At 38.3% G+C, this 21,915-nt stretch carries 23 protein-coding genes and 2 pseudogenes; 4 read left to right on the top strand and 21 right to left on the bottom strand.

What is annotated here, in order from left to right; all coding sequences use genetic code 11:
- Window positions 1-5 precede the first annotated feature (5 nt).
- Entirely contained in the window at window positions 6-338 is a 333-nt protein-coding gene (locus tag AA0X71_RS04695; protein WP_413359786.1) for a metal-sensitive transcriptional regulator, read from the bottom strand.
- Window positions 339-544: 206 nt separating this feature from the next.
- On the opposite strand from AA0X71_RS04695, the gene AA0X71_RS04690 reads away from it, so the two are divergent.
- Window positions 545-1,399: a DUF4097 domain-containing protein gene (locus tag AA0X71_RS04690; RefSeq protein ID WP_413359784.1), complete on the top strand. Its 855-nt coding sequence runs from the start codon at window positions 545-547 to the stop codon at window positions 1,397-1,399.
- Window positions 1,400-1,919: 520 nt separating this feature from the next.
- On the opposite strand, the gene AA0X71_RS04685 is transcribed toward AA0X71_RS04690, so the two are convergent.
- The 13 genes and pseudogenes from AA0X71_RS04685 to AA0X71_RS04625 all read right to left on the bottom strand — a co-directional run bounded on the left by AA0X71_RS04685 (window position 1,920) and on the right by AA0X71_RS04625 (window position 15,113).
- Window positions 1,920-3,110 carry an MFS transporter gene (locus tag AA0X71_RS04685; protein ID WP_413359781.1) on the bottom strand — a complete coding sequence of 397 codons (1,191 nt, stop codon included), beginning with the start codon at window positions 3,108-3,110 and terminating at the stop codon, window positions 1,920-1,922.
- An 8-nt stretch (window positions 3,111-3,118) separates the two neighbouring features.
- Window positions 3,119-3,556 carry a MarR family winged helix-turn-helix transcriptional regulator gene (locus tag AA0X71_RS04680; RefSeq protein WP_413359779.1) on the bottom strand — a complete coding sequence of 146 codons (438 nt, stop codon included), beginning with the start codon at window positions 3,554-3,556 and terminating at the stop codon, window positions 3,119-3,121.
- Window positions 3,557-3,722: 166 nt separating this feature from the next.
- On the bottom strand, window positions 3,723-6,386 hold the full coding sequence (gene ppdK, locus AA0X71_RS04675; RefSeq protein WP_413359777.1) for a pyruvate, phosphate dikinase: 2,664 nt from the start codon (window positions 6,384-6,386) through the stop codon (window positions 3,723-3,725).
- Between the two features lie 35 nt (window positions 6,387-6,421).
- Window positions 6,422-7,225, bottom strand: coding sequence for a pyruvate, water dikinase regulatory protein (locus tag AA0X71_RS04670; RefSeq protein WP_413359774.1), 804 nt, complete (start codon window positions 7,223-7,225; stop codon window positions 6,422-6,424).
- A gap of 13 nt (window positions 7,226-7,238) precedes the next feature.
- Entirely contained in the window at window positions 7,239-7,877 is a 639-nt protein-coding gene (locus tag AA0X71_RS04665) for a helix-turn-helix transcriptional regulator (RefSeq protein WP_413359771.1), read from the bottom strand.
- Between the two features lie 670 nt (window positions 7,878-8,547).
- Window positions 8,548-9,285, bottom strand: a complete 738-nt coding sequence (locus AA0X71_RS04660) for a sulfite exporter TauE/SafE family protein (RefSeq protein ID WP_413359768.1) — start codon at window positions 9,283-9,285, stop codon at window positions 8,548-8,550.
- Between the two features lie 625 nt (window positions 9,286-9,910).
- The gene (locus AA0X71_RS04655; RefSeq protein WP_413359766.1) at window positions 9,911-10,204 is read right to left on the bottom strand and encodes a HesB/YadR/YfhF family protein; all 294 of its coding nucleotides are present in this window, start codon (window positions 10,202-10,204) and stop codon (window positions 9,911-9,913) included.
- An 86-nt stretch (window positions 10,205-10,290) separates the two neighbouring features.
- Window positions 10,291-11,262 (bottom strand): rhodanese-related sulfurtransferase, encoded by a 972-nt coding sequence (locus tag AA0X71_RS04650; RefSeq protein ID WP_413359764.1) that lies wholly within the window; start codon window positions 11,260-11,262, stop codon window positions 10,291-10,293.
- A 137-nt stretch (window positions 11,263-11,399) separates the two neighbouring features.
- Window positions 11,400-11,885: a flavin reductase family protein gene (locus tag AA0X71_RS04645; protein ID WP_413359762.1), complete on the bottom strand. Its 486-nt coding sequence runs from the start codon at window positions 11,883-11,885 to the stop codon at window positions 11,400-11,402.
- A 131-nt stretch (window positions 11,886-12,016) separates the two neighbouring features.
- Window positions 12,017-12,316: a DUF1450 domain-containing protein gene (locus AA0X71_RS04640; RefSeq protein ID WP_413359760.1), complete on the bottom strand. Its 300-nt coding sequence runs from the start codon at window positions 12,314-12,316 to the stop codon at window positions 12,017-12,019.
- Window positions 12,317-12,333: 17 nt separating this feature from the next.
- Window positions 12,334-13,176, bottom strand: a complete 843-nt coding sequence (locus tag AA0X71_RS04635; protein WP_413359757.1) for a 2OG-Fe(II) oxygenase — start codon at window positions 13,174-13,176, stop codon at window positions 12,334-12,336.
- Window positions 13,177-13,310: 134 nt separating this feature from the next.
- Window positions 13,311-14,775: pseudogene (locus AA0X71_RS04630) on the bottom strand (Msr family ABC-F type ribosomal protection protein).
- Window positions 14,776-15,068: 293 nt separating this feature from the next.
- Entirely contained in the window at window positions 15,069-15,113 is a 45-nt protein-coding gene (locus tag AA0X71_RS04625; RefSeq protein WP_413362475.1) for an erythromycin resistance leader peptide, read from the bottom strand.
- A gap of 211 nt (window positions 15,114-15,324) precedes the next feature.
- Here AA0X71_RS04625 and AA0X71_RS04620 point away from each other — a divergent pair, with 211 nt between their 5' ends.
- Entirely contained in the window at window positions 15,325-16,245 is a 921-nt protein-coding gene (locus tag AA0X71_RS04620; protein ID WP_413359755.1) for an HD-GYP domain-containing protein, read from the top strand.
- Between the two features lie 35 nt (window positions 16,246-16,280).
- On the opposite strand, the pseudogene AA0X71_RS04615 reads toward AA0X71_RS04620, so the two are convergent.
- Window positions 16,281-16,520: pseudogene (locus AA0X71_RS04615) on the bottom strand (GNAT family N-acetyltransferase); the annotation flags it as partial.
- 54 nt (window positions 16,521-16,574) lie between these two features.
- Window positions 16,575-17,423: a class I SAM-dependent methyltransferase gene (locus tag AA0X71_RS04610; RefSeq protein ID WP_413359753.1), complete on the bottom strand. Its 849-nt coding sequence runs from the start codon at window positions 17,421-17,423 to the stop codon at window positions 16,575-16,577.
- A 159-nt stretch (window positions 17,424-17,582) separates the two neighbouring features.
- Here AA0X71_RS04610 and AA0X71_RS04605 point away from each other — a divergent pair, with 159 nt between their 5' ends.
- Window positions 17,583-17,912, top strand: coding sequence for a hypothetical protein (locus AA0X71_RS04605; RefSeq protein ID WP_413359751.1), 330 nt, complete (start codon window positions 17,583-17,585; stop codon window positions 17,910-17,912).
- A gap of 245 nt (window positions 17,913-18,157) precedes the next feature.
- Window positions 18,158-18,787, top strand: a complete 630-nt coding sequence (locus AA0X71_RS04600) for a helix-turn-helix transcriptional regulator (RefSeq protein ID WP_413359748.1) — start codon at window positions 18,158-18,160, stop codon at window positions 18,785-18,787.
- Window positions 18,788-18,831: 44 nt separating this feature from the next.
- On the opposite strand, the gene AA0X71_RS04595 is transcribed toward AA0X71_RS04600, so the two are convergent.
- The 5 genes from AA0X71_RS04595 to AA0X71_RS04575 all read right to left on the bottom strand — a co-directional run bounded on the left by AA0X71_RS04595 (window position 18,832) and on the right by AA0X71_RS04575 (window position 21,911).
- Complete coding sequence (locus AA0X71_RS04595; protein ID WP_413359746.1) at window positions 18,832-19,443, bottom strand: superoxide dismutase; 612 nt, start codon at window positions 19,441-19,443, stop codon at window positions 18,832-18,834.
- A 139-nt stretch (window positions 19,444-19,582) separates the two neighbouring features.
- On the bottom strand, window positions 19,583-20,578 hold the full coding sequence (locus tag AA0X71_RS04590; RefSeq protein ID WP_413359743.1) for an NAD(P)/FAD-dependent oxidoreductase: 996 nt from the start codon (window positions 20,576-20,578) through the stop codon (window positions 19,583-19,585).
- Between the two features lie 39 nt (window positions 20,579-20,617).
- Complete coding sequence (locus AA0X71_RS04585) at window positions 20,618-20,863, bottom strand: DUF1450 domain-containing protein (protein ID WP_413359740.1); 246 nt, start codon at window positions 20,861-20,863, stop codon at window positions 20,618-20,620.
- Window positions 20,864-20,880: 17 nt separating this feature from the next.
- Window positions 20,881-21,189: a hypothetical protein gene (locus AA0X71_RS04580; RefSeq protein ID WP_413359738.1), complete on the bottom strand. Its 309-nt coding sequence runs from the start codon at window positions 21,187-21,189 to the stop codon at window positions 20,881-20,883.
- 155 nt (window positions 21,190-21,344) lie between these two features.
- The gene (locus AA0X71_RS04575; RefSeq protein WP_413359735.1) at window positions 21,345-21,911 is read right to left on the bottom strand and encodes an NADPH-dependent FMN reductase; all 567 of its coding nucleotides are present in this window, start codon (window positions 21,909-21,911) and stop codon (window positions 21,345-21,347) included.
- Window positions 21,912-21,915: the final 4 nt, after the last annotated feature.

Here is a 21,915-nt window from a genome sequence, read left to right as displayed (position 1 = left end):
TCCATTTATTTTTTCATTAGCTTTTGAATCGTTATTAATAACTCATCAATTGCTTCATGATCTCCATCTTGAACTCTTTCTAAAATACAACTCTTCATATGAGCTTCTAATAATATTTTTGCTACACCATTTAATGCTGCAGTCGTTGCAGAAATTTGTGTGATGACATCATCACAATACGTATCTTTTTCAATTAGACCTTTAATTCCCCGAATCTGTCCTTCAATTCGATTTAGCCTTGTCACAAGGTTCTTCTTCGTTTTTTCCGAATGATGGCTCTTTCTCCCATCATGGTCGTGACAGCATTCTTCTAATTCTTGAGGTTCGATATTCTCCATTCACATTCCTCCTCACTTCCATTGTACTATACCCTCCTACCCTATGCAAATTTAACATACATACGACTAGAGTCTTAGTTTAAAATAAAGCTTTAGAACAATGATTATTATGAGCGTATCAATTATGATGAAGATACAAGGTTTTGAAATAACGTATATTTCTATTATAAAAAACTAAAATAGAAAATGATGGAGGAAATTTGACAATGAAACGAATTTTATTAATTTTTATCATTCTAGTAGGAGGATATATTATATTCACATCGGTTGGAAACCTTACTTGGTTTTCCAATAAAGATAACACCAAAGCAGACATCACGAATAAAATTAATACCATTGAATTTGATATTTCATCGGTTAGTTTAGAAATTATCCCGGAAAAACGCAATGACTTAGAAGCTGATTTTGAGGGAAAAGGAAAGGTCAACGTGACTCAAAAAGGAAATACCATTACTGTAACACATGAACGTACTTGGAATTCTTGGTTTTCCTTTTTCAATAACTCTAAGCTAACGGTCTACATTCCAGAAGATTATCAAAAAGATATGGAAATCAAAATTGGTTCTGGAAATGTTGACCTAGCAGGAAACTCAGAAAAACAGCCATTGATCCTAGACGATCTTTCGATAGATATGGGATCAGGTAATATCAATCTAAGCCATCTTCAGGTCAATGAATTTTCCCATGATGGTTCTTCAGGAAATGCATCGATTGAAGGTCTTATATCAAAGTCAAGTACAATCGATATTAGCTCTGGAAATCTCAAAGTAACTGGTTTCAGCGGGGAACTAGAAGCTGACATTTCGTCAGGAAAACTAGATATCGAGTTTGCCGAGCTCGTTGATTCGGTTGAAATTGATGTAAGCTCTGGTACTGTCACACTTGACTTACCAAATAATGCAGACTTCACTTTAGACGGAAAAATTGGTTCTGGGAATATTTCTTACAATCTTCCATTAACCATCGAAGAACAAACCAAACATAAAGTTAAGGGAACTCTTGGAACAGGCAAACATAAAATTGATATTGATATATCTAGTGGTAATGTAAAGATTCAATAAAAAAATGAGGCTGGGTCAAAAAGTCGGTGGTAACGACTTTTTGATTCTAGTTTGGAGTGTATAAATTCCCTCGCAGTTGGAGTATCGATATGAAAAAATAACAGGAAAATTTCCGCTTAATGAGCAACCATCATGAAAAAGAGCCGAATTAACAGGAGAAATTCCTGCTATTCTCTCAAAAAATGCCAAAATAAATGATTTTGCCCTCCATAAGCGGAAAATCTTCCGTTATTTTCCCTAAAAGGGACTCCATTGAGGAGATAACAGGAAAAATTCCGCTTAAGGGTGAGAGATGGTTGGAGCAAATAGGGTCTTATATTAGAAATTTAGAAAAACCGGAAATCGATTGGATTCTTGAAGGCTCATTTGCGTTTCACTTGATTTTTTTGTACGAGGAATATCGAAGGTAGAAAACGAAATGGGCCATGCGTTAATACAAAAATAGAGAAAGGTGAATTTGAGTACCCTCAAGTTCACCTTTCTCATTATTTGAAGCTAGTTATGTCCCAGCCTCATTTTTTTACATTACTTCTGCAACCTTTTTTTCCAACTGTACTTTCCTTTTGTAAAGGACAGAAGTATAAATCAAAAGGAGCAAGACTAAGAACGCGATCGAAAAACCATAAATGAAGTGGTAGCTAGTGATAGAAGCTAACGCCCCGAGTCCAATTGAACCAATCGCAATTCCGAAGTCCATTCCGGAAAAAAACATCGCATTCGCTGTGCCTTGTTTTTCCTTCTTTACTTTTTTCACTGCAATTGCTTGAAGGGTTGGGGTAACAACCCCATAAGCGATTCCATAAAACACCCCTGCCAAAAGAAGGGTAACCGCGCTATCCATTATCGCTAATAGCATTAAACCGATGATTCCACTCATAACACCTGGATAAAGGATCACTTTATGACCATAACGATCAAATAATCTTCCTGATAGCGGTCGAACAAGCACCATCATCATCGATAAAACCAAGAAGAAAAACGGCACCGAGCCTACTAAATCAGCCTCTTTTCCAAGTTCACCCATGAAGCTAATGACCCCACCTAATGAAATCGTAAAAAAGATCGTAAGGCTACATGGAAGAAAAGCATCTTTATCAAAGATTGATTTTTTAAAAGAGATTTTCTTTTTTTGTGAAAGTGTGCTTTTTTGTGGCGTCTTTACAAAAAAGGAAATGACCAGTGTTGCTACCGTTAGAACTACCGTTAACACGATCATAAAATTATAAGAGGTTAATTGTAGAAGTGATAATGCGATCATAGGAGCAATACTAGTGCCCACACTAGTAGCCATCCCGTAATAGCCAATCCCTTCACCTAACTTTTTGGTCGGAATAATATTCGTTGCCATCGTCGCTAATACGGTCGATAAAATTCCAAATCCGATCCCATGTAAAACCCGCATACAAAGTAATAAGACGATGGAATCATGTCCATAACTAGTCCCAATTGATACGGCCACGAGGACAAGTGCTGCCATATTGAGCACCATCAAGTTCACTTTATGCATGAAGTACCCAATCAATGGTCTTGTCATGATCGCAGACAACATAAAAACGGTCGTCATCATTCCACCCTGTGTCGGATTATTTTTCAAGTCGGTAATATAGGCTGGAAAACCTGCTGTTAAAATCTGTATTGCGAGAAAAAATAAAAAAGCCATCACTAAGATCGTGATATAGCGTCCTGTCCATAACTTAGATGTTTCTTTCAATATGGTTCCTACTCCCTATCTAGTAATTGATCGATATTGCTTTCCATTAAATGCATCACTTCTTGATAAACATCGAGCTTCTCTTGTTCGATGCCAGCGACAATTTTTGAAAAAATTTCTTCTATATATGAGGTTAACTCTTGCACTAAAGCTCTTCCTTGTTCTGTAATTTCAATTAAAAAGGAGCGTCGATCAGCCGGATTCGATACTCTTCGTATCCACTCTCTTTTCTCAATCAAATCAAGGATTTTCGTGAGGGTTGCTTGGTCTTTATCCGTTCTATGTGATAGCTCTTTTTGAGTGATCTGATCGGTTTCATGAAGCGTTCTTAAAACGGCCCACTGTTCAGTCGTAATATGATAGGACTTTAAATGAAGGTTGACGACTCTTGTAATCTTTTTACTTAAGCGAACGGAAGCAGAGCCAATTGATTTATCCATTGACATACGAAAACAACTCCTCAAAGCAATAAGTGCTATTATACTACTAATTATTGTTTGTGTAAATATAATTTGTATACAAACTATATGTTTTTGCGTGGATGAACTCTATCTCTTAAAAAGCCGCCATACAAAGAAAAGACGTATCGCATTGATACGTCTTTTCCTATAGTCATACTTGAACCTGCAGCGATTTTTTTTGCTTGCGAATGGTTGCCTGGGCTGCTGCCAATCTTGCCAATGGAACACGATATGGAGAACAACTCACATAATCCAATCCAGTTTCATAACAGAATTCGATCGAGCTCTTTTCACCACCATGCTCACCACAAATCCCTGTTTTCAGTTGTGGCTTTGTCGTCCTTCCAAGCTTGACGCCTGTATCAACGAGCTTACCAACCCCTTCACGATCTAAGACGGCAAATGGATTTTCTGGAAGAACTTTGTTTTCTATATAGGCTTGCAGGAACTTCCCTTCCGCATCATCGCGACTATACCCAAAAGTCGTTTGCGTTAAATCATTTGTACCAAAAGAGAAAAAGTCTGCTTCTTCGGCAATTTCATCGGCTGTAAGTGCTGCACGAGGGATTTCAATCATCGTTCCAACGAGATAATCGAAACTCTTCCCTGTTTCCTCCTGAACTTGAAGAGCAGAATCTATCACAAGTTGACGCATTTCTTTCAGTTCATTGACATGACCCACAAGTGGAATCATAATCTCTGGTTTAACGGCAACACCTTTATCTTTTAAGTTAGCAATTGCATAAAAGATCGCCTTTGCTTGCATCTCATAAATTTCTGGATGAATCATTCCTAAGCGGCAACCACGGTGGCCGAGCATTGGATTGAACTCATCTAACTGACGAACCTTTTTCAAGAGAAGTTCTTTTTCAACCAATTCTGGAGCATCAGGATTCAAAATTTGCAGCTTCGTCACTTCGACTAATAACTCTTCCTTGTCAGGTAAGAATTCATGTAATGGTGGATCTAACAGTCTAATCGTGACTGGGAAACCTTGCATTGCTTCAAAAATGCCTTCAAAATCCCCTTGCTGCATCGGCAATAATTCGTTTAACGCTTCCTTCCGTTCAACATAGTTTTCCGCAAGAATCATCTTTTGTACAATTGGGACCCTTTTTGCATCCATAAACATATGCTCTGTACGACATAAGCCAATTCCACCAGCACCAAATTCAAATGCTTTTTTTGCATCCTCAGGATTGTCGGCATTCGCTCTCACTCCGAGGTCCCTCGCTTCATCTGCCCATTGTAAAAGTAACTGGAATTCCTCTGAAAGCTGTGGTTCTATCATCGGAATTTCTCCCTTGATGATTTCTCCAGTTGCTCCATCTATTGTGATTACTTCACCCTCACGGAGAATTGTCTCCCCAATGGAGAATTGCTTTGCCTTCAAATCGATTTTCAGTGCTTCACAACCACAAATACATGCTTTCCCCATGCCTCTTGCTACGACTGCAGCATGACTCGTCATCCCCCCACGACTTGTCACAACCGCTTGTGCCGCAATAATTCCATGGATATCATCAGGAGTTGTTTCTGGTCGCACCAATATAACCTTTTTCCCTTCGTTTCCTAGCGTCTCGGCCTCATCAGCATCAAATACGATTTGCCCAGTTGCCGCACCAGGTGAAGCAGGCAACCCTTTTGTTAAAATTTGACGAGCAAATGATTCATCAATGCGACGGTGGAGAAGTTGATTCAACTGATCCGGATCAACGCGGAGAAGGGCAATATTTTTATCAATCAAGCCTTCTTCTACCATTTCAACGGCAATGCGAATCGCTGCTTGCGCCGTGCGCTTACCTGTTCTCGTTTGTAAAATGAACAGCTCTCCTCTTTCAACCGTAAACTCAATATCTTGCATATCTTCATAATGCTTTTCTAATAGCTGACAAGTTTCTGAGAATTGCTTAAATACGTCTGGCATTTCTCTCTCTAATGTTAATATCGGTTGCGGAGTGCGAATTCCTGCCACCACGTCTTCCCCCTGGGCATTAATTAAATATTCTCCGTATAAAATATTTTCACCTGTCGATGGGTTTCTTGTGAAGGCAACTCCTGTACCTGAGTCATTCCCAGTATTTCCAAACACCATGCTTTGAATGTTGACAGCCGTTCCTAAATGGTCTGGAATTTTATTTAAACGACGGTAAACGATGGCCCGCTGATTGTTCCAAGAATCAAATACTGCTTTTATCGATAAAAATAGTTGCTCTCTTGGATCCTGTGGAAACTCTTTTCTTGTCCGGTCTTTAACGATTTTTTTATAACCAGCAATGACGATCTGCCAATCTTCTGCTGTTAACTCTGGATCAGTAGAGTACCCCTTTTGTTCACGATATTCTTCAAGAAGCTGTTCGAAGAAAAAAGTATCGACGTCAAGTACGACATCTGAGAACATTTGAATAAAACGGCGATAAGAATCATAAGCAAAACGCGGATTATCGGTAAGGTTCGCCATTCCCTTCACCGTCTCATCATTCATTCCTAGATTTAATATCGTATCCATCATCCCCGGCATCGAGAACACAGCCCCAGAACGAACGGAAACAAGTAGAGGATTAGTTGGATCACCGAGATTTTTCCCTGTTTTTTCTTCAAGGACTTTTAATGAATGGAGGATCTGTGCCTCAATCTCAGGAGAAATCATTTTTCCTTCATCATAATAAGCGTTACAACTTTCCGTCGATATCGTAAAGCCAAATGGAACTGGTAGCCCAATCGCCGTCATTTCAGCAAGATTGGCTCCTTTTCCCCCTAACAGTTCCTTCATACGGCTATTTCCTTCATTGAACATATAGACAAATTTCTTCATGATAAAAGCTCCTCTCTAATCAGTTTTCGATTCGGCTATTTTTTAAGCGTGTTTAAAATATAATCAGCAGTTTCTTCAATTGCCTTATCGGACACATTGATGACTGGACAGCCAAGGCGTTTCATGATTTTCTCTGCGTAATCTAACTCCTCTAATATCCTTTCAAAGCTAGCATAATTTGCTTGAGAGGTGAGCCCGAGATTCCTCAAGCGTTCCTTCCGGATGGAGTTTAGTTTATCAGGGCTAATAATGAGGCCCACACATTTATTTCGTGATATTTGAAAAAGCTCCTCTGGTGGTGCTACTTCAGGTACAAGGGGAACATTTGCAACCTTGAAACGTTTATGGGCTAAATACATTGAAAGTGGTGTTTTCGAAGTTCGCGATACTCCTACGAGAACGATGTCAGCATGCAAAAGCCCCCGTGGATCTCTGCCATCGTCGTACTTTACAGCAAATTCAATCGCTTCAATTCTTCTAAAATAGGAATCATCTAGCTGCCTCATAAGCTTTGGCTGATTCTTTGGCCTTTTGTTAAACCTCGTACTAAAGGCATTCATAAGCGGGCTCAATAGATCGACAGCGATTAAATTTTCTTCTTTTGCCCGATGGTCTAAATAGTCTTTAAGTTTTGGCACAACAATCGTGTAGGCGATAAGTGATGGCACTTGCTTCGCCATTAATAAAATATCTTCAATATCCTCGTAATCTTCTACAAATGCATTTTTTCGTAGCTCCACAAAACCTCCATTAAACTGCGTTGCCACTGCTTTGACCACGAGATCGGCTGTTTCTCCAACAGAGTCTGATACGACAAATACGGTTTCTTTTTCTCCCAAAATGCTTTCACCCCTATACCGTGTGGCTTTTACTTAGCTCCATATATGCCTTCGCAATGGTTGTTTTCGTAATGCGTCCAACCACTTTATATGTATGATTTTCTTCGTTGATTTTCAGAACAACTGGCAAGGAATCAATATGATGCTCAATCATTTTCTTCGCTGCTGCTTGAAGGGTTTCTTCCTGCCGAATCGTAATAATGTTTGGCATTCTCGTCATAATGACATTAACCGGAATATCACGAAGATCTTGTGTCCCCATACTGGCTCTCAATAAATCCTTTCTGGAAATGACTCCGACCAGATTCCCCTCATCATTGACGACATATATAGCTCCCACATCTTTTAAAAAGATTTGGACAATCGCATCGTAAACAGAAGAAGAATTTCGGACGACAACAGGATGACTCTTATATTCACTGACAAGTTGTTCCGAAATATTTTTGTTGGTTGTTTCAATTGAACTTTCCTTATAGGAATATCCAACCTTCGTTCGCGCTTCTAAATTGCCTGCCATCGTTAAAATCGCAAGGTCCGGCCTTAAGGTTGCCCGTTTCAACGACAATTTGTCAGCGATTTCCTTCCCCGAAATCGGCCCCTCCTCTTTCACTATCTGAAGGATCTCTTCTTGACGCTTTGTAAGTTTAATCAATTCCACCACCCTCAACCTATCAAATAATATGTTCTATTTTATGATAAATTTATAAATGTGTTATACTTATTAGTATATAGTATATTATATTTAGTGTGAATTGGGGAAATAGTTTTTTCTTTTTTTTGTGGGGAAAATTGAAAATTTTATGAACATGTGGTGCTGGGGGAGGAGTTTTGGGGGTTTTGGGGGTTTTGGGGGTTTGACCGATATCCGTAAATTCCTTTGCACGATTTAGGGGTTTAGCTTCTGAAAAAAGCTCATTTTCTTTGGAAACTTCATAGAAGACCTTCAAATAGTTAAGGGCGGCCCTTTGGGACCGACCTTTTCTGGTGGTTTTGGCGTTTGAGCGATATAAATTGAATGCTAGATGGAGCGATCGGTTCGGGATTGCGGGGGTTTTTGGGATAATTGGTAAGGTTTTTGTATTTATTGCGGGTCTTTTTCGATTTATTGCGGGTCTTTTGGCGATGATTGCGGGGGTTTAACGCATAATTGCGGATGTCGAGAATGGAGCGATATAATAGACATGACAAGACAGACGTACGATTTCTTACTGCACTGCGGGAATCAATTGTAGACCGGTACTCGGTCCGAATAGCACGGTATTGAAACAAGAGTTCACGTTGCCACTACAAAAAAATACAACCCTAAAAAGGTTGTATTGGCCTTAGAATGCCCAGTATGTCAGGGTATCTAGAACCCCTAAAACAAGTAAAAGGATACCTGCTAATTTTTGCACTATATTCCCGATTCTCCGTCCACGCTTTTTCACAAATGTCCCACCTAGTTCGAAGTACCAAATAAGAAAGATTGCTAACACTACGGGAAGAGAGGTTCCGAGGGCAAAGAATACAGGCAAAATAGCTCCGTATGATACTGCTGACGCCATTGGCATAAGCGTGACGAAAAACAGAGTAAACATCGTTGGACAAAATCCTAACGTAAAGCTTACTCCCATTAAAAAAGCACCGAGACTTCCTTTTGCCTCGAATTTTTCTGAGAAAGAGCTGAATGATATCGACTTTGAAATCTGAAGAATCCCTAACATAAACAGACCAATGATGATGAGAAGTGGGCCGACTACTCTACGAATCCAGGGAAAATAGAGCATTAACGTTTCTTTTATTTCATTCCCCACAAACCAAATGAGTAGACCAAGTCCAGAAAAGACAACAATTTTACCTAAAATAAAGTAAAATACACCCTTCCACGCCATACTCCTTTGAAGCGACTGATTTCCGTAAAGCGTAATCGCTCCTAGATTCCCCGTAAATTGACATGGCGCCACCGCCCCAACAATCCCGAGTATAAAAGCTGATAAAATCGGAACACTCATCGTCTGCAAACCGATATTAATTAAGGGTTGGGATAGAAGATTGCTAATTTCGCTGAAAAATTGATACATAGACTTGCTCCTTATCCACGAACATAATTCTAGTATATATGTAACCTTGGAGCATTTATGTGACAGTTCTCACGATTCCAATATAGATTTAACTAAAGTTTTTTCTTCATCGAAATCACTTTTATATTTATCCCATTCGGTTTATAGACAATCTCTTCATCATAAGCAACATAGCCAATAGAACTATAGATGTATGTTCTTAGGTAATGTCATACGAACTTTAAAGAATATTGCAGTTACACCAATTCTATTAACATAGTCCACAAGCGATTTTAAGAAGCTTCCGGTTTGACTAATTCGATCCAAACACCTCTCACTCTTAAGCGGAATTTTTCCTGTTATCTCCTCAATGAAGTCCCTTTTAAGGGAAATAACGGAAGATTTTCCGCTTATGGAGGGCAAAATTGTTTATTTTGGCATTTTTTGAGGGAATAGCAGGAATTTTTCCTGTTATTTCGGCTACTTTTCATGATGGTTGCTCATTAAGCGGAATTTTTCCTGTTATTTTTTCAAACCGACACTACTACCGTTTATACGAACCTTTTATCGAACACTTATCGACAAGCCGAGGGAAATTGTAAATTCCTGACAAAAAAAAGCTCAGGATGCTCCCAAGCTCTTTTGCTCATTTCTGTGTAAAAATATATTCAACATCATCGTCATTCTTCGCTTCAATGTTCAAGTCATAGTCCTCTAAAAACCATGCATCTTTGTCACTGAAATAAAATGTAATGCCTTCAACCTCATCTTTAATCGCAACAGTACCTTCTTTACCAAAAGAAATCCCTAAGGAGTAGTTTGGATGAACGGTAGGAATGCCGCCATACAGTTTTACATAAAACTGAACAAAATCTCCAGCCTGTAACTCCATTTCTTCCTTAAACCACTGAGCCGCTTCCTTGCTAACTTGAAAACTCATTATTTCACCTCGTTGTTTTCTCTCTACATTTTATTATCTGAGTTATTTCATCATTTAAACGAAATTCACTCAAATAGAGGTTCATTTTAAACAGTCTCAGATGAAGACTCTTCAATTTTACTTAGTCGCTCTGCCACTTGCTCTTCAGTCAAACCGTGCTCGACAACATAACGGTTTCTTGGGTGAACACGACATTCATGTGAACAGCTGCGCATATATTTATGCTCATTTTCTTCTGAGGATAGTATTTTATCATTACATTCAGGATTTGCACAGTTAACATAGCGCTCGCAAGGCTCACCGGTAAAATGATCGCGACCAACAATGACATGCTCTACTCGGTTAACCGGAACGCTGATACGCTCATCAAAGACATATAACTGACCATCCCATAGTTGTCCTCTCACTTCCGGATCCTGCCCGTACGTGACGATTCCTCCGTGAAGCTGACCGACATCTTCAAAGCCTTCTTTAACAAGCCAACCTGAAAATTTTTCACAGCGAATTCCACCTGTACAATACGTCAAAACTTTTTTGCCTTCAAAGTTATCTTTATTTTCGCGGATCCATTGTGGAAGCTCACGGAATGCTTTAATATCCGGGCGAACGGCTCCTTTAAAATGTCCTAAATCAAATTCATAATCATTTCGTGCATCGATCACGACTGTATTCGGATCCTGCATCGCTTCATAGAATTCTTTTGGACTTAAATAATTACCAGTCAATTCATTCGGATTGATATCATCCTCTAAACGAAGAGTGACCAACTCTTTGCGAGGACGCACATGCATTTTCTTAAACGCATGTTCATCTGCTTCATCTATTTTAAAGACCATTTCAGCAAAACGTGGGTCTTCCTTCATCGTCTTCATATATTGTTCTGTTTGTTCTACTAGACCAGACACTGTCCCATTGATTCCTTCAGGCGCTACAAGGATTCTTCCTTTTAAACCTAACTCTTTACAAAAAGCTAAGTGCTCAGCTGCGAACTCCTCTGGATTTTCAATTGGTACATACATATAGTACAGCAATACTTGATATGGTTTATTTGTTTCCATTGTTTATTATTCACCTTTCTATGATTCAATCTTGTTATTCTCATGTTGTCCAAACTAAAAAAGGGAATACCTTTCCAATGAAAGGTATTCTGCTAACCAATTATTATCTAAAAATAACAATGTTTGCGTAAAGAGCCTTATTTATAAAAATCAGCAGGAATTTTTCCAAACTTGCGTTTATGATATAGAAGCGGGTCTTTTCCAAAGTTCTCAATTTCCACGACTTCACCGATTAAAATGGTATGGTCGCCAGCTTCAACCGTTTTATGCGTTTTACATTGCAGTACGCCTAATGCTCCAGAAATAATTGGGAGACCAAGTTCAGATGTTTTCCATTCACAACTGGCAAAACGGTCTGTACCTTTCATAGCAAATAAGGAGCAAATATCTCCTTGATCCTCTGCTAAAACATGAACAGCGAATTGATCTGTTTTCGTAAATGGATCATAGGAAGAAACCTTTTTATCAATTGACCATAAGATCATCAATGGATCAATGGACACAGAGGCAAAAGAATTTACCGTTAATCCCAGTGGAGTCCCATCTTCATCAATAGTCGTCACCACTGTTACACCTGTTGGGTAATTGCCCATTACTTCTTTAAAAACTGAAACATTATCCATATATTCAACTCACCTTTCCCTTTTGGTTAAAACTTCATTTTATACACTTATCACAGTATATAAGTTGTTTTCATATTCTCGAACGTATATGAAAAACATTAGATCTGATAAGTTTATTATGAAGCGTTGTTTCAGGTTTGTCGAATATCTGAATTCGAGTGATGATTTTTAAGTTTTTCCAACAATTCACTTGATGTTTCGGCAGTTATAAATTCACCATTAAGGACAGCGTAAGGAGCCTCTCTGCACTCCTTACACTTACTTTGACACTCATATTCCTTGTACAAAACATTCTTTTCATAAAAAAAAGATTCATACATCGAAACATCGTCATCGGTCAAAAATTGATTTAAATTTCTTTCACAAAATTCAACCGTTCGTTTTTTTTCCTTCGAAAACCATTTATTCAGGAGCTTCACAAATCCAAACATCCTTCTTTACTTCAATTTCAATAAATTCCTTTTTCTCGAATCCATTTTGTCGCCACCCACTTCTCCCCTTTTGCCACTGGGATACTACTGTGAACCGACATCCGATCGACTTGCCCCATACTGTTGGCATAATGAAAATAAACTGCGGAGCCCTTTTTCGGTACGACTGAAATACCAGCCTTTGGAAAAACGGTTTCTCCACCTTCTTCTACATCATTTAAATAGAGGAGAAGCGTTCCGATTCGTTGCCCACCCTTTTTGAAATCAACCTTATTGGACGGAAAATAATCAAAATGAGCCTTGTATTCTTCTCCTACCAAATAATTTAGTACCTGGAGTCCTTCTCCATTTTCAATCGGGTAGGATGTGATTTCCTCAAATCTTTTTTCCAACTTTGTAATAAGAGGATTCTCCATGAGCGAATAGTACATGCCTTTACTTGTCCGACCAGGAGCTTGACGCTCTTCTCCTGTTACCGAATCAACCACTTTCGATGGCGTTAATCGAGCATTTGAAAGACTGATCAATTGCTCACATTCCTCATCACTTAACACATTATCTAAGTGTAAAATAAAAGGTTTTTCAACTCTAGATAGGATTTTAATTTCTCGATCACTCGTGTAAATCGTATTGCCTTCCCTTCCAATCTCGGGCGTTTCGTAATAATATGTTGCTTTTTCAACCTCAGACGTTTGAATGGCTTCACTTCCGACAATTTGAAAGAGACTTTCATATGCATACCTCGGGTTAAACCCTTTTTTCACTAGGCCATCAGCTATTACAACCGGACTTACCCCACTATGAAGCGTCTCAATAATCCAATCTCTTAACTCACTTGACATTTGTTTTATGGTCCCCATCGAATATCCCCCTTTGCCCGATGGAATCGTACTCCCATTTTACCATATTTCTAGTCAATTTGATGCTGTTAACGATTGGATCAAAGCATTTTAACATTATGAAAAAAGAAGCAGAGGGCTCTGCTTCTTTTTACTTATCTTACCAAGACTATTTTTTGATTTTCAATTCGATATTCGTAATCAGCCACACGCTCCACAAAGGTTCGGTCATGGGATACAAGTAAAATTGTCCCTTCATATCCCTTCATGAATCTCTCTAATGCTTCAATACAAAAAACATCTAGAAAATTCGTTGGTTCATCTAAAATTAAGATATTGTATTTGCCCAAAAATAGTTGACACAAAATGAGTCGAATTGCCTCTCCTCCGCTTAAATCTCGCACATTTTTCTTCAAATCATTGCCACTAAAATTCATGGAATGGAGGACAGAACGGATTCTTTCGTTCATCATAATCACTTCTATCTTTCATATAGGCAAGGACTTCTTCATCTTTGGTAAACTGATAACTCATTTGTTCATAAAGCCCAAAAATAGCCTTTGGAGAAATAACGAGACCTTCTCCCTGTTGATAAATATGTTGTAATAACGTTGATTTACCTGAACCATTATTTCCTCTAATGGCAATAGTACAATTTAACGGGAACTGAAAGCTTGCCTCCTCGAGAAGAGTTTTGTCCCCAACCTTCAAAGATAGTCTATCTGCCATAATTGGGAACTTATTGTGGAGCTTTAAAGTTTGCGCTTGGTGAAATCGAATGATTGGTTCTTCTTTAGGAGCTTCCACTTCATCCAATTGCTCGACCCTTTGTTCAATCGCTTTTGCAGCACGTTGAACTGCTTTTTGACTCGTATCCTTTGATTTAGTCATAAACATTTTATTGGCCTTGGCTTTCGTTTCTTTTTTAGAAATATGATTATTTGCCTGTGTTATTTTCTCTGCTTTCTTCATTTTTTCTTCAGCCGCTTTTAAAAGACGTGATTTTTCTTTCACATACCTTTCGTACTGTTCCTCCTGCTGTCTGCGCTGAAGTTCCTTTTGAGTCACATAATCGGAATAATTCCCCGTGTATTCAGTGATCGTTCCATCTTCAATTTCCCATATTTTTGTCACCATCTGATCTAATACATAGCGATCATGACTAACAAGGACAAGCGCTCCATAATAGTAGGTCAGTTGTTCAATGAAGAATCGGGTACCTTCCTCATCAAGATGGGTTGTTGGCTCATCAATCAACATTCCTTCATGATAGGAGGAAAACATTTGCGCTAGCTTCAGCCTTGTTTGCTCTCCACCACTGAAATTTGTAAGATCGGTTTGCGGAATTGAAAGCTTACCGAATAATTCCGGATCCACCTCTCCATTCTCTGGAGCAGAAATCTGGTCAAAATAAGCAAACTCTATGAATCTATTAACTTCTCCTTTTTCAGGTGTAATTTGGCCAACCATCAGTTTTAAAAGGGTACTCTTGCCAACACCGTTTTTTCCTACAATCCCAATCCGATCAAACTGATGAACGGCTAAACGGGGAATCGTAAAAACTAATTTATCTAAAAAGGACAACTCTATATTTTTTAATTTAAGACATACTTTTTCCATTTTTGAAACCTCTTTTCCACTGTTTTTTCATTTAAGCTCGCTTGCGAAATAAACAGAAAAAATCACAGACATGTTGCCTGTGATCCAGAGTAAGTGGAAAAAGCTCTAACCTAACTGGTAGAGTCATACTTGAAAAAACACAATAAAGAAAGATAGAGCGATCCTACCTTTCTTCCTTTTTGAACCGAGTCCAAATTGATATTGGCTCATATAAAATAAAGATTATTAAAAAAGGACAGACTGATCCCACTTACTCTGTTTTCACAAAACAGAGCCTCTTTGAACGTATTCAATTACGAGTTCACAGCGGGGAAACGAAGTCTCATTGAGTGTGTCATTTTTTAATAATCCTCCTTATTTTTGTACGTTTTCATTATATTTTCCTTTTCCTTTAAAGTCAATGCACTTAGAAAATATAGCAAAACGCATTACATATCTATCCTTTATTACGGGGAAAATTAATGTATCATGACAAACCGCTATTATTTTTCTTAACTCAAAAGTTACGAGCTCTACCACTTTTCGTTAAAATAGGGAGAGACTAATACAATGGTAAATGCCTTTAATAGCTGGTTAAACTACCCTAAATATTTTCGGATTATTTTTTTCATAGTACTTACTTGTGTGATCGTCTTCAACTTAATTGAATTTGGAAATGGAAACAATATGTTTATCTTTTATATCCTTAGTTCGATTTTTTTAGGTGTCGGATTTTATGACCGTTCTGTTTGGTTTATTATCATCATTACTACATTTTTAGTAATTTGCCGATTTTTTCTCATCAATGATCCCAACTCGACCTTTGCAACCTTTCTTACCTATTTGCTTACATACCTTTTAATCTCATTCATTTCTAGGTACTTAATGCGTTATGCTCAAACGGTTCGAATGGATATTTTGGAGCTAACAACTGCACTGGCAAATGCCCTCGACTCTAGGGACCCCAATACTCACCACCACTCGGAAAATGTCTCGATGTATGCTGTTGAAATTGCCGAAAAGATGAATTTGCCAAAGGAATTATGCAATGCTATCCGAATAGGAGGACTACTCCATGATATCGGAAAAATCGGCATCCCTGAACATATTTTATCGAAGAAAGGAAAACTAACTGAGGAGGAGTATAGCATCATTAAAAACCATCCTTATATTGGCTATAATATGATCAGTCACATTTCTAACTTCCGTCAAAGTAGTGTATTGGATATTGTTCTCTACCATCACGAAAGATTTGATGGAAACGGCTATCCCAGGGGGTTGTGCGGCGAAGAGATCCCGTTGTGTGCCAGAATCGTAGCCGTTGCCGATACATTTGATGCGATGACTTCAAGGCGCGTTTATCGAGAGGAATTAGATTTATCATTCACGCTGGACGAGATTCGAAATAACAAAGGTACTCAATTTGATCCAGAAGTTGTAGATGCGTTGCTTTATTTAGTAGAAAATAGAAAAATCATTGTAAATGTGTAGAGGACAGATTGTATTTTCTTCTGTCCTCTACATTCTTAATCCGACTGCCATACCCCACCTGAACCTGGCGTGAAACCCGCTAACTGATAAAAATTTGTATTTTCCTCTTCGTAGGTGACGGTCACAATGCCTAAACCAAATCGTTCAGATTCATGTAATAGTTCTTTTACCAATTTTATGCCGATTCCCTGACCTTGATAGTTTGGATGAACGATGATATCTTCCATATACCCATGTTCTAAACCCATTCCACATACATAGCCAAAAGCAATTAATTTACCTTCCTCATTATGATTACTTCATGTTTCATAACGCTTCTCCCGCACCATCTATTCCGCAATAAAGGTAAAAACGGATAATGGCTTTATTTCTGAACCATTCACTGCACTACGTAACAGCTTTATTTCCGAGCGAATAAGCTCTTTCATTTTTTGAGGCATATCAATGGTTCGATTCAATTCTCCCTCAATATCTGCAAGAACCATCTGGACTTCCCATTTTCCATCGTGCATCTCAGGTGAAACAATCATTTCTTCCCTTAGAATATTCCAACCAGCACGCTCCACAATCTCCCTTGCATCATCATATGTGATAAGTGTTCTTACATTTGCTTCACTGTTTTTCTTAAAAGCTTCGTATTGAGCCTGAATCATAATTGAAAGCAAATGAGGGTACTGCTCAATCGTTTGAATTCTTAAATCCCATTCTGCAAAACAGAGCTTCTTCCCCCATCTTTTCACTTTTTTCATCAGTTCAAATAATTCGTCAAAGGATGATAAGTACCAGGAACACTGAGAAAATACAATATAATCAAAGTACTGTTCCGGAAAACCCAAGTCATCTGAGGCAAGGATGTCCACCTCAAAATCTATTTTAATTTGCTTACCTAACGACGATTTCATTAAGTATTCCGCAGAATCTCCAAGCGAAATGGGCGCACCATAAGTAGGTGAAGCGATATCGATTCCTTGAACAAATCCTTTTTCTCCAACAAAATAGGCTAGTACAGCAGTTGTATCACCTTGTCCACAGCCGATTTCGAGAACTTTACTCCCCTCCGTTATTCCCCAGCTCTCAACCAGTTTTATCCGATGTTCTGTTTGTATTCTTTGAATGGATGACATCTCATCATTTGTTGCCATGCACGAAACAATTGTATTTAAGATCGTATAGTCCATTTTTCACCTCGATAAATCTTTGATTCTATTTAAATTCCATGAAAAAAGTTATTTTCCTTCTTTTATCAGGAAATGTGTCAAAAATTGCGGACGATATTAGTTTTACAATCTTTACAACTGGTGTATGATGTTAACATACTAAAAAAGGGGTGTGGAGCAATGAAAAAATCTATCATAATAGCTTTTATTTTGTTCTTCTCCATTTTCTCCTTTAGTCATACTGAACATCTTATCAATCATTATAAAATTGATATTGCTATCGATAATCATTCGAATGAATTTTCCGAAGCTCATTCTGGTCATCCTCTTGATGATAGTTTGAAATTCGTCTCATCATCAACGTCTTTCATGCCAACTTTTGTTTTCTTTATGCTGATGAGTATTTCATTGCTTCACCTATTCATTCGCTATAAGAAAATCATTGCCATGTTAACGCCCATCCGTTTTCAATCGAATTATGTGGTTAAAGCTCCCTTTTCATTTATTTAATCATGAACAAAGGGGGTAAAAGTTTATGTGGATTCGCTATTTGATGATTGGTTTTTTATCTTTCACTTCGATTTCGTTATTGGTCTATCAAGGAATTGAGATTTCTCAAGCTTTTATGGATTACTTTAAGAATAAATAAGTAACTTGGCCACCCTTTTTTGAGGGTGGTCTTTTAGTGATTCTTTCAATTTTTTATACTTTCTAGTATAATTAGTCATAATAAATTGAGAATCGAGGTGTTTGACATGGCGACCAAAATTTCAACGAAGGATCGAATTCTTCAATTGCTAAAGAAGCAAGTCTCATTAACTGTGAATGATCTGACCGAGGAATTAAATATCTCTCATATGGCCGTCAGAAAACATCTTGATAGCCTCCAGAAAGATAAGCTCATTTCATCAAAAGAAGTGAAACAGCCGATTGGGCGGCCTCTGCAAATCTACCTTTTAACCGATAAAGGTGAAACACTTTTTCCGAAAAATTATGAAGGCATCACGCTTGAGTTTTTACAAGATATTGAAGCGATATACGGGGAAGAATCGATTGATGATTTATTCCACAAAAGAGAAGAACGCTTAGCGTCTGAGTATACACAGCGATTATCACAAAAAAATGCTGTTGAAAAAATTGAAGAAATTGTCGCGATTCAAAACGAAAAAGGATATATGGCAGATGTCTCTCAAATCAACGAGAACACTTTTGAACTGATCGAATATAATTGCCCCATCATTGCAGTGGCCAATCAGTATAAAACAGCTTGTCAATGTGAAACGAACATCCTCAAAAGCGTCCTAGGCACTGATCATGTTCGCAGAGCAAGCTGCAAAACAGATGGAAATGATCATTGTCGATTTTTGATCACGCTTAAATCATAATAAGAAGCTCGGATCCGCTGGATCCGAGCTTCTTTAAATTCTTCTTATTTCGCTGCTGCAAATAATTTATTAACTTCATCCCAATTTACAACATTAAAGAATGCTTGAATGTAATCAGGGCGTCTGTTTTGATAATTTAAGTAGTAAGCATGCTCCCAAACGTCAAGACCAAGAATTGGTGTTTTACCTTCCATTAATGGGCTATCTTGATTTGGTGTACTTGTAACAGCAAGTTGACCATTTTCCACAATCAACCATGCCCAACCAGAACCAAAACGAGTAGCTCCTGCTTTAGCAAATTCAGCTTTAAATGCATCAAAGCTTCCGAAAGCACTGTTAATTGCTTCTGCTACTTCACCTGTTGGATTTCCGCCACCATTTGGTGAAAGAAGAGTCCAAAATAGACTATGGTTTGCATGTCCGCCACCGTTATTTCTTACAGCTGTACGGATGCTTTCAGGAACTGCATCAAGATTAGCAATTAACTCTTCAACAGACTTGCTAGCTAGATCATCATGACCTTCAAGTGCTGCATTTAAGTTATTTACATATGTTGCATGATGACGATCATGGTGAATCATCATTGTTTGTTCGTCAATATGTGGTGCAAGTGCATTGTTTGCATATGGTAATGCTGGTAATTCATACTTAGCCATTATTAATTCCTCCCAATATGTAATGTTTACTCTTTTATTGTATTTTCTTTTTTAAACTTTTTCAACTAAAAAGTATAAAAATATTCAAGTGTGAAATGAACAGTCCTTCCTTCACACTTGAAACAGTCCGCAAATAAAATTATTTGAACATATCTGAACTATGTGGAACATGCTTCTTCGCTGATGGATCTACATAATGTTTCGCTGCGTTAATCGCCACCGGCGCTTCGCCAAATCCACTCGCAATCAGCTTCACCTTTCCATCGTACGTACAAATGTCTCCGACTGCATAGATGCCTGGAATATTCGTTTCCATTTTTGAATTGACGATGATCGAATTTCTCTCAATATTTAAGCCCCACTCTTTAATTGGACCTAATGCAGAGACGAACCCGTAATTAACGATAACCGCATCCACATCTAGAGTTTCTTTCTCCTCGGTTGTTACATTCTGGAGTACGACTTGGTGGATTTTCTCGTCATCACCAATCAATTCAGCCGGTACATATGGAGTTTTAATATCGACTTTTGAATTTTGAAGGTTCTCCACACTATGTTCATGAGCACGGAATTTATCACGACGATGAACAATAGACACCTTCTCAGCAATCGGTTCAAGCATGAGTGACCAATCTACCGCTGAATCTCCACCACCAAACACAATCACCTTTTGATCAGCAAACTTGTTTAAATCATCAATAAAGTAGTCCAGGTTCTTCCCTTCGTATTGCGAACCATTTTCTAATTCAATTCGACGCGGTTGGAATGCACCAACACCAGCTGTAATGATAACGGCTTTCGAATAGTGAATCTCCTCATTTGTGGTTAATGTGAAGGTACCACTCTCTTCCTTTTCCACTTTTTCAACGGTTTGTCCTAACACAACCGTCTGTGAAAAAACAGACATTTGCTCTTTCAGTCGGTCGACAAGCTCTTGCGCACGAACCTTTGGAAAACCGGCCACATCATAAATAAACTTCTCTGGATAAAGAGTCGCGAGCTGGCCTCCTAATTGGGGAAGACTTTCGATAATCTTGACAGATAACTGTCTCATCCCTCCATAGAACGCCGTGAACATTCCTACAGGACCACCGCCAATAATGGTGACGTCATACACCTTTTGATCTTCTTTCAATCTTACTTCCTCCTTGCCTGTTTCTAAGCTGTTTACACTTTAAGCATATATAGCCAATTCAATTTCAATTTGTTTTTTGATCAGCTCCAAGCACTCTTCTGCTGTTTTCGCAAAGATGCGCTTTCCATTAACAAGTGCATACGGTCTTTTTGCGCACATCCCACAGAAAGATAAGCAGCTACTTTCGAGCACTGCCACTTCTGGGTATTCTTCTTCCAGTATCTCTTCAATGGGTAATTCATTAATAAGGCTACCGTCACATATCTCCACTACAACAATGCCCATAGCTGCTTCACCTCCTTTTACGCTAAAATGGTCAGTTTAATGTATTTACCCTCTAGTCTTTCCAACCAATCCACGATATCCACATCGTCAATGAAAAAATCACTTACGTATTTTATCCCTCTATGGTATTGCTGGTGTCCTTCAAAGTAAAAAACTTCCGCTACACCAGAAAATGTTTGGGACGAGTTCGATTCACTCTCAATCGTGAGTGTAATCTCTTTTTCATTGAAATGAGATAATGATTTTACGAGAGGGGTATCATTCAATAGCATGATATCTGACCCTTTAATTCGCTGTATGCTAAGGATTCCTTCCAATATTGTCATCTTTCTTCTCCTTTGAACGTCATTAGCATGCCCGGATGCTTTGACTGCCACACCACAATGCTCAAAGTCTTTTTAAACCTAAAAGTATAAAAAATTCATATAAAAAATTAAACCACGAATATCGAAATCAATCAACCAATATGCAGACAGCTATTTTAAAAGTCGTATGCATCCTCTTTTGCCTGACGAATGCTCTGATAAGTTTCCGTCAACACAATCGTGTCCTCAAGCAATCGTTCCATCCGAAAAATCACATCATCATTGACGATTTCCTTACGATGAAAATCTTTTTCCTCAATAAAGACATAGGTTTGAACAATTTGCGCCTTCATATAGGACAAAATCGGCTTCATTTGCTGTTCAGCAACTAAATAATGCTTAGCTGAACCTGCAGTCACAAACATGCCTACTACTTTATCTCGAAACGCTTGTACAGGTAAGAGATCAAAAAGATTCTTTAATGTACCTGGAATCGATGCTTGAAAAATCGGGGTTCCAATTATAATCGCATCAGCTTCCATGATTTCTTTCGTGACAAAACCAGTGTCACCCTCATACTCCAAATAATTTCTGCCATCACTAAATTGCAGATCATAATCTGCTAAATCAATAATGGAAAAATCTACTTCCGGATATTTTGCTGAGATTTCTTCAGATAAATAATTCATCGCTGTTCTTGTTTTAGAACCAACAATAGAGCCAGAAATTCCTACTATTTTCATCTCG

Origin of the sequence: Robertmurraya phoenicis (assembly GCF_047302285.1) — a bacterium.
In the GTDB taxonomy this organism is placed as follows: Bacteria; Bacillota; Bacilli; order Bacillales; family Cytobacillaceae; genus Robertmurraya.
The sequence above is the reverse complement of the archived record's forward strand: the minus strand, read 5'-3'. Positions and strand labels throughout refer to the sequence as shown.

Coding starts and splice junctions, on each gene's coding strand:
- AA0X71_RS04695 (WP_413359786.1), bottom strand. CDS start 338: ATGGAGAATATCGAACCTCAAGAATTAGAAGAATGCTGTCACGACCAT.
- AA0X71_RS04690 (WP_413359784.1), top strand. CDS start 545: ATGAAACGAATTTTATTAATTTTTATCATTCTAGTAGGAGGATATATT.
- AA0X71_RS04680 (WP_413359779.1), bottom strand. CDS start 3,556: ATGTCAATGGATAAATCAATTGGCTCTGCTTCCGTTCGCTTAAGTAAA.
- ppdK (WP_413359777.1), bottom strand. CDS start 6,386: ATGAAGAAATTTGTCTATATGTTCAATGAAGGAAATAGCCGTATGAAG.
- AA0X71_RS04660 (WP_413359768.1), bottom strand. CDS start 9,285: ATGTATCAATTTTTCAGCGAAATTAGCAATCTTCTATCCCAACCCTTA.
- AA0X71_RS04655 (WP_413359766.1), bottom strand. CDS start 10,204: ATGAGTTTTCAAGTTAGCAAGGAAGCGGCTCAGTGGTTTAAGGAAGAA.
- AA0X71_RS04650 (WP_413359764.1), bottom strand. CDS start 11,262: ATGGAAACAAATAAACCATATCAAGTATTGCTGTACTATATGTATGTA.
- AA0X71_RS04645 (WP_413359762.1), bottom strand. CDS start 11,885: ATGGATAATGTTTCAGTTTTTAAAGAAGTAATGGGCAATTACCCAACA.
- AA0X71_RS04640 (WP_413359760.1), bottom strand. CDS start 12,316: ATGTTTGGATTTGTGAAGCTCCTGAATAAATGGTTTTCGAAGGAAAAA.
- AA0X71_RS04635 (WP_413359757.1), bottom strand. CDS start 13,176: ATGGGGACCATAAAACAAATGTCAAGTGAGTTAAGAGATTGGATTATT.
- AA0X71_RS04620 (WP_413359755.1), top strand. CDS start 15,325: ATGGTAAATGCCTTTAATAGCTGGTTAAACTACCCTAAATATTTTCGG.
- AA0X71_RS04610 (WP_413359753.1), bottom strand. CDS start 17,423: ATGGACTATACGATCTTAAATACAATTGTTTCGTGCATGGCAACAAAT.
- AA0X71_RS04605 (WP_413359751.1), top strand. CDS start 17,583: ATGAAAAAATCTATCATAATAGCTTTTATTTTGTTCTTCTCCATTTTC.
- AA0X71_RS04600 (WP_413359748.1), top strand. CDS start 18,158: ATGGCGACCAAAATTTCAACGAAGGATCGAATTCTTCAATTGCTAAAG.
- AA0X71_RS04595 (WP_413359746.1), bottom strand. CDS start 19,443: ATGGCTAAGTATGAATTACCAGCATTACCATATGCAAACAATGCACTT.
- AA0X71_RS04585 (WP_413359740.1), bottom strand. CDS start 20,863: ATGGGCATTGTTGTAGTGGAGATATGTGACGGTAGCCTTATTAATGAA.
- AA0X71_RS04580 (WP_413359738.1), bottom strand. CDS start 21,189: ATGACAATATTGGAAGGAATCCTTAGCATACAGCGAATTAAAGGGTCA.
- AA0X71_RS04575 (WP_413359735.1), bottom strand. CDS start 21,911: ATGAAAATAGTAGGAATTTCTGGCTCTATTGTTGGTTCTAAAACAAGA.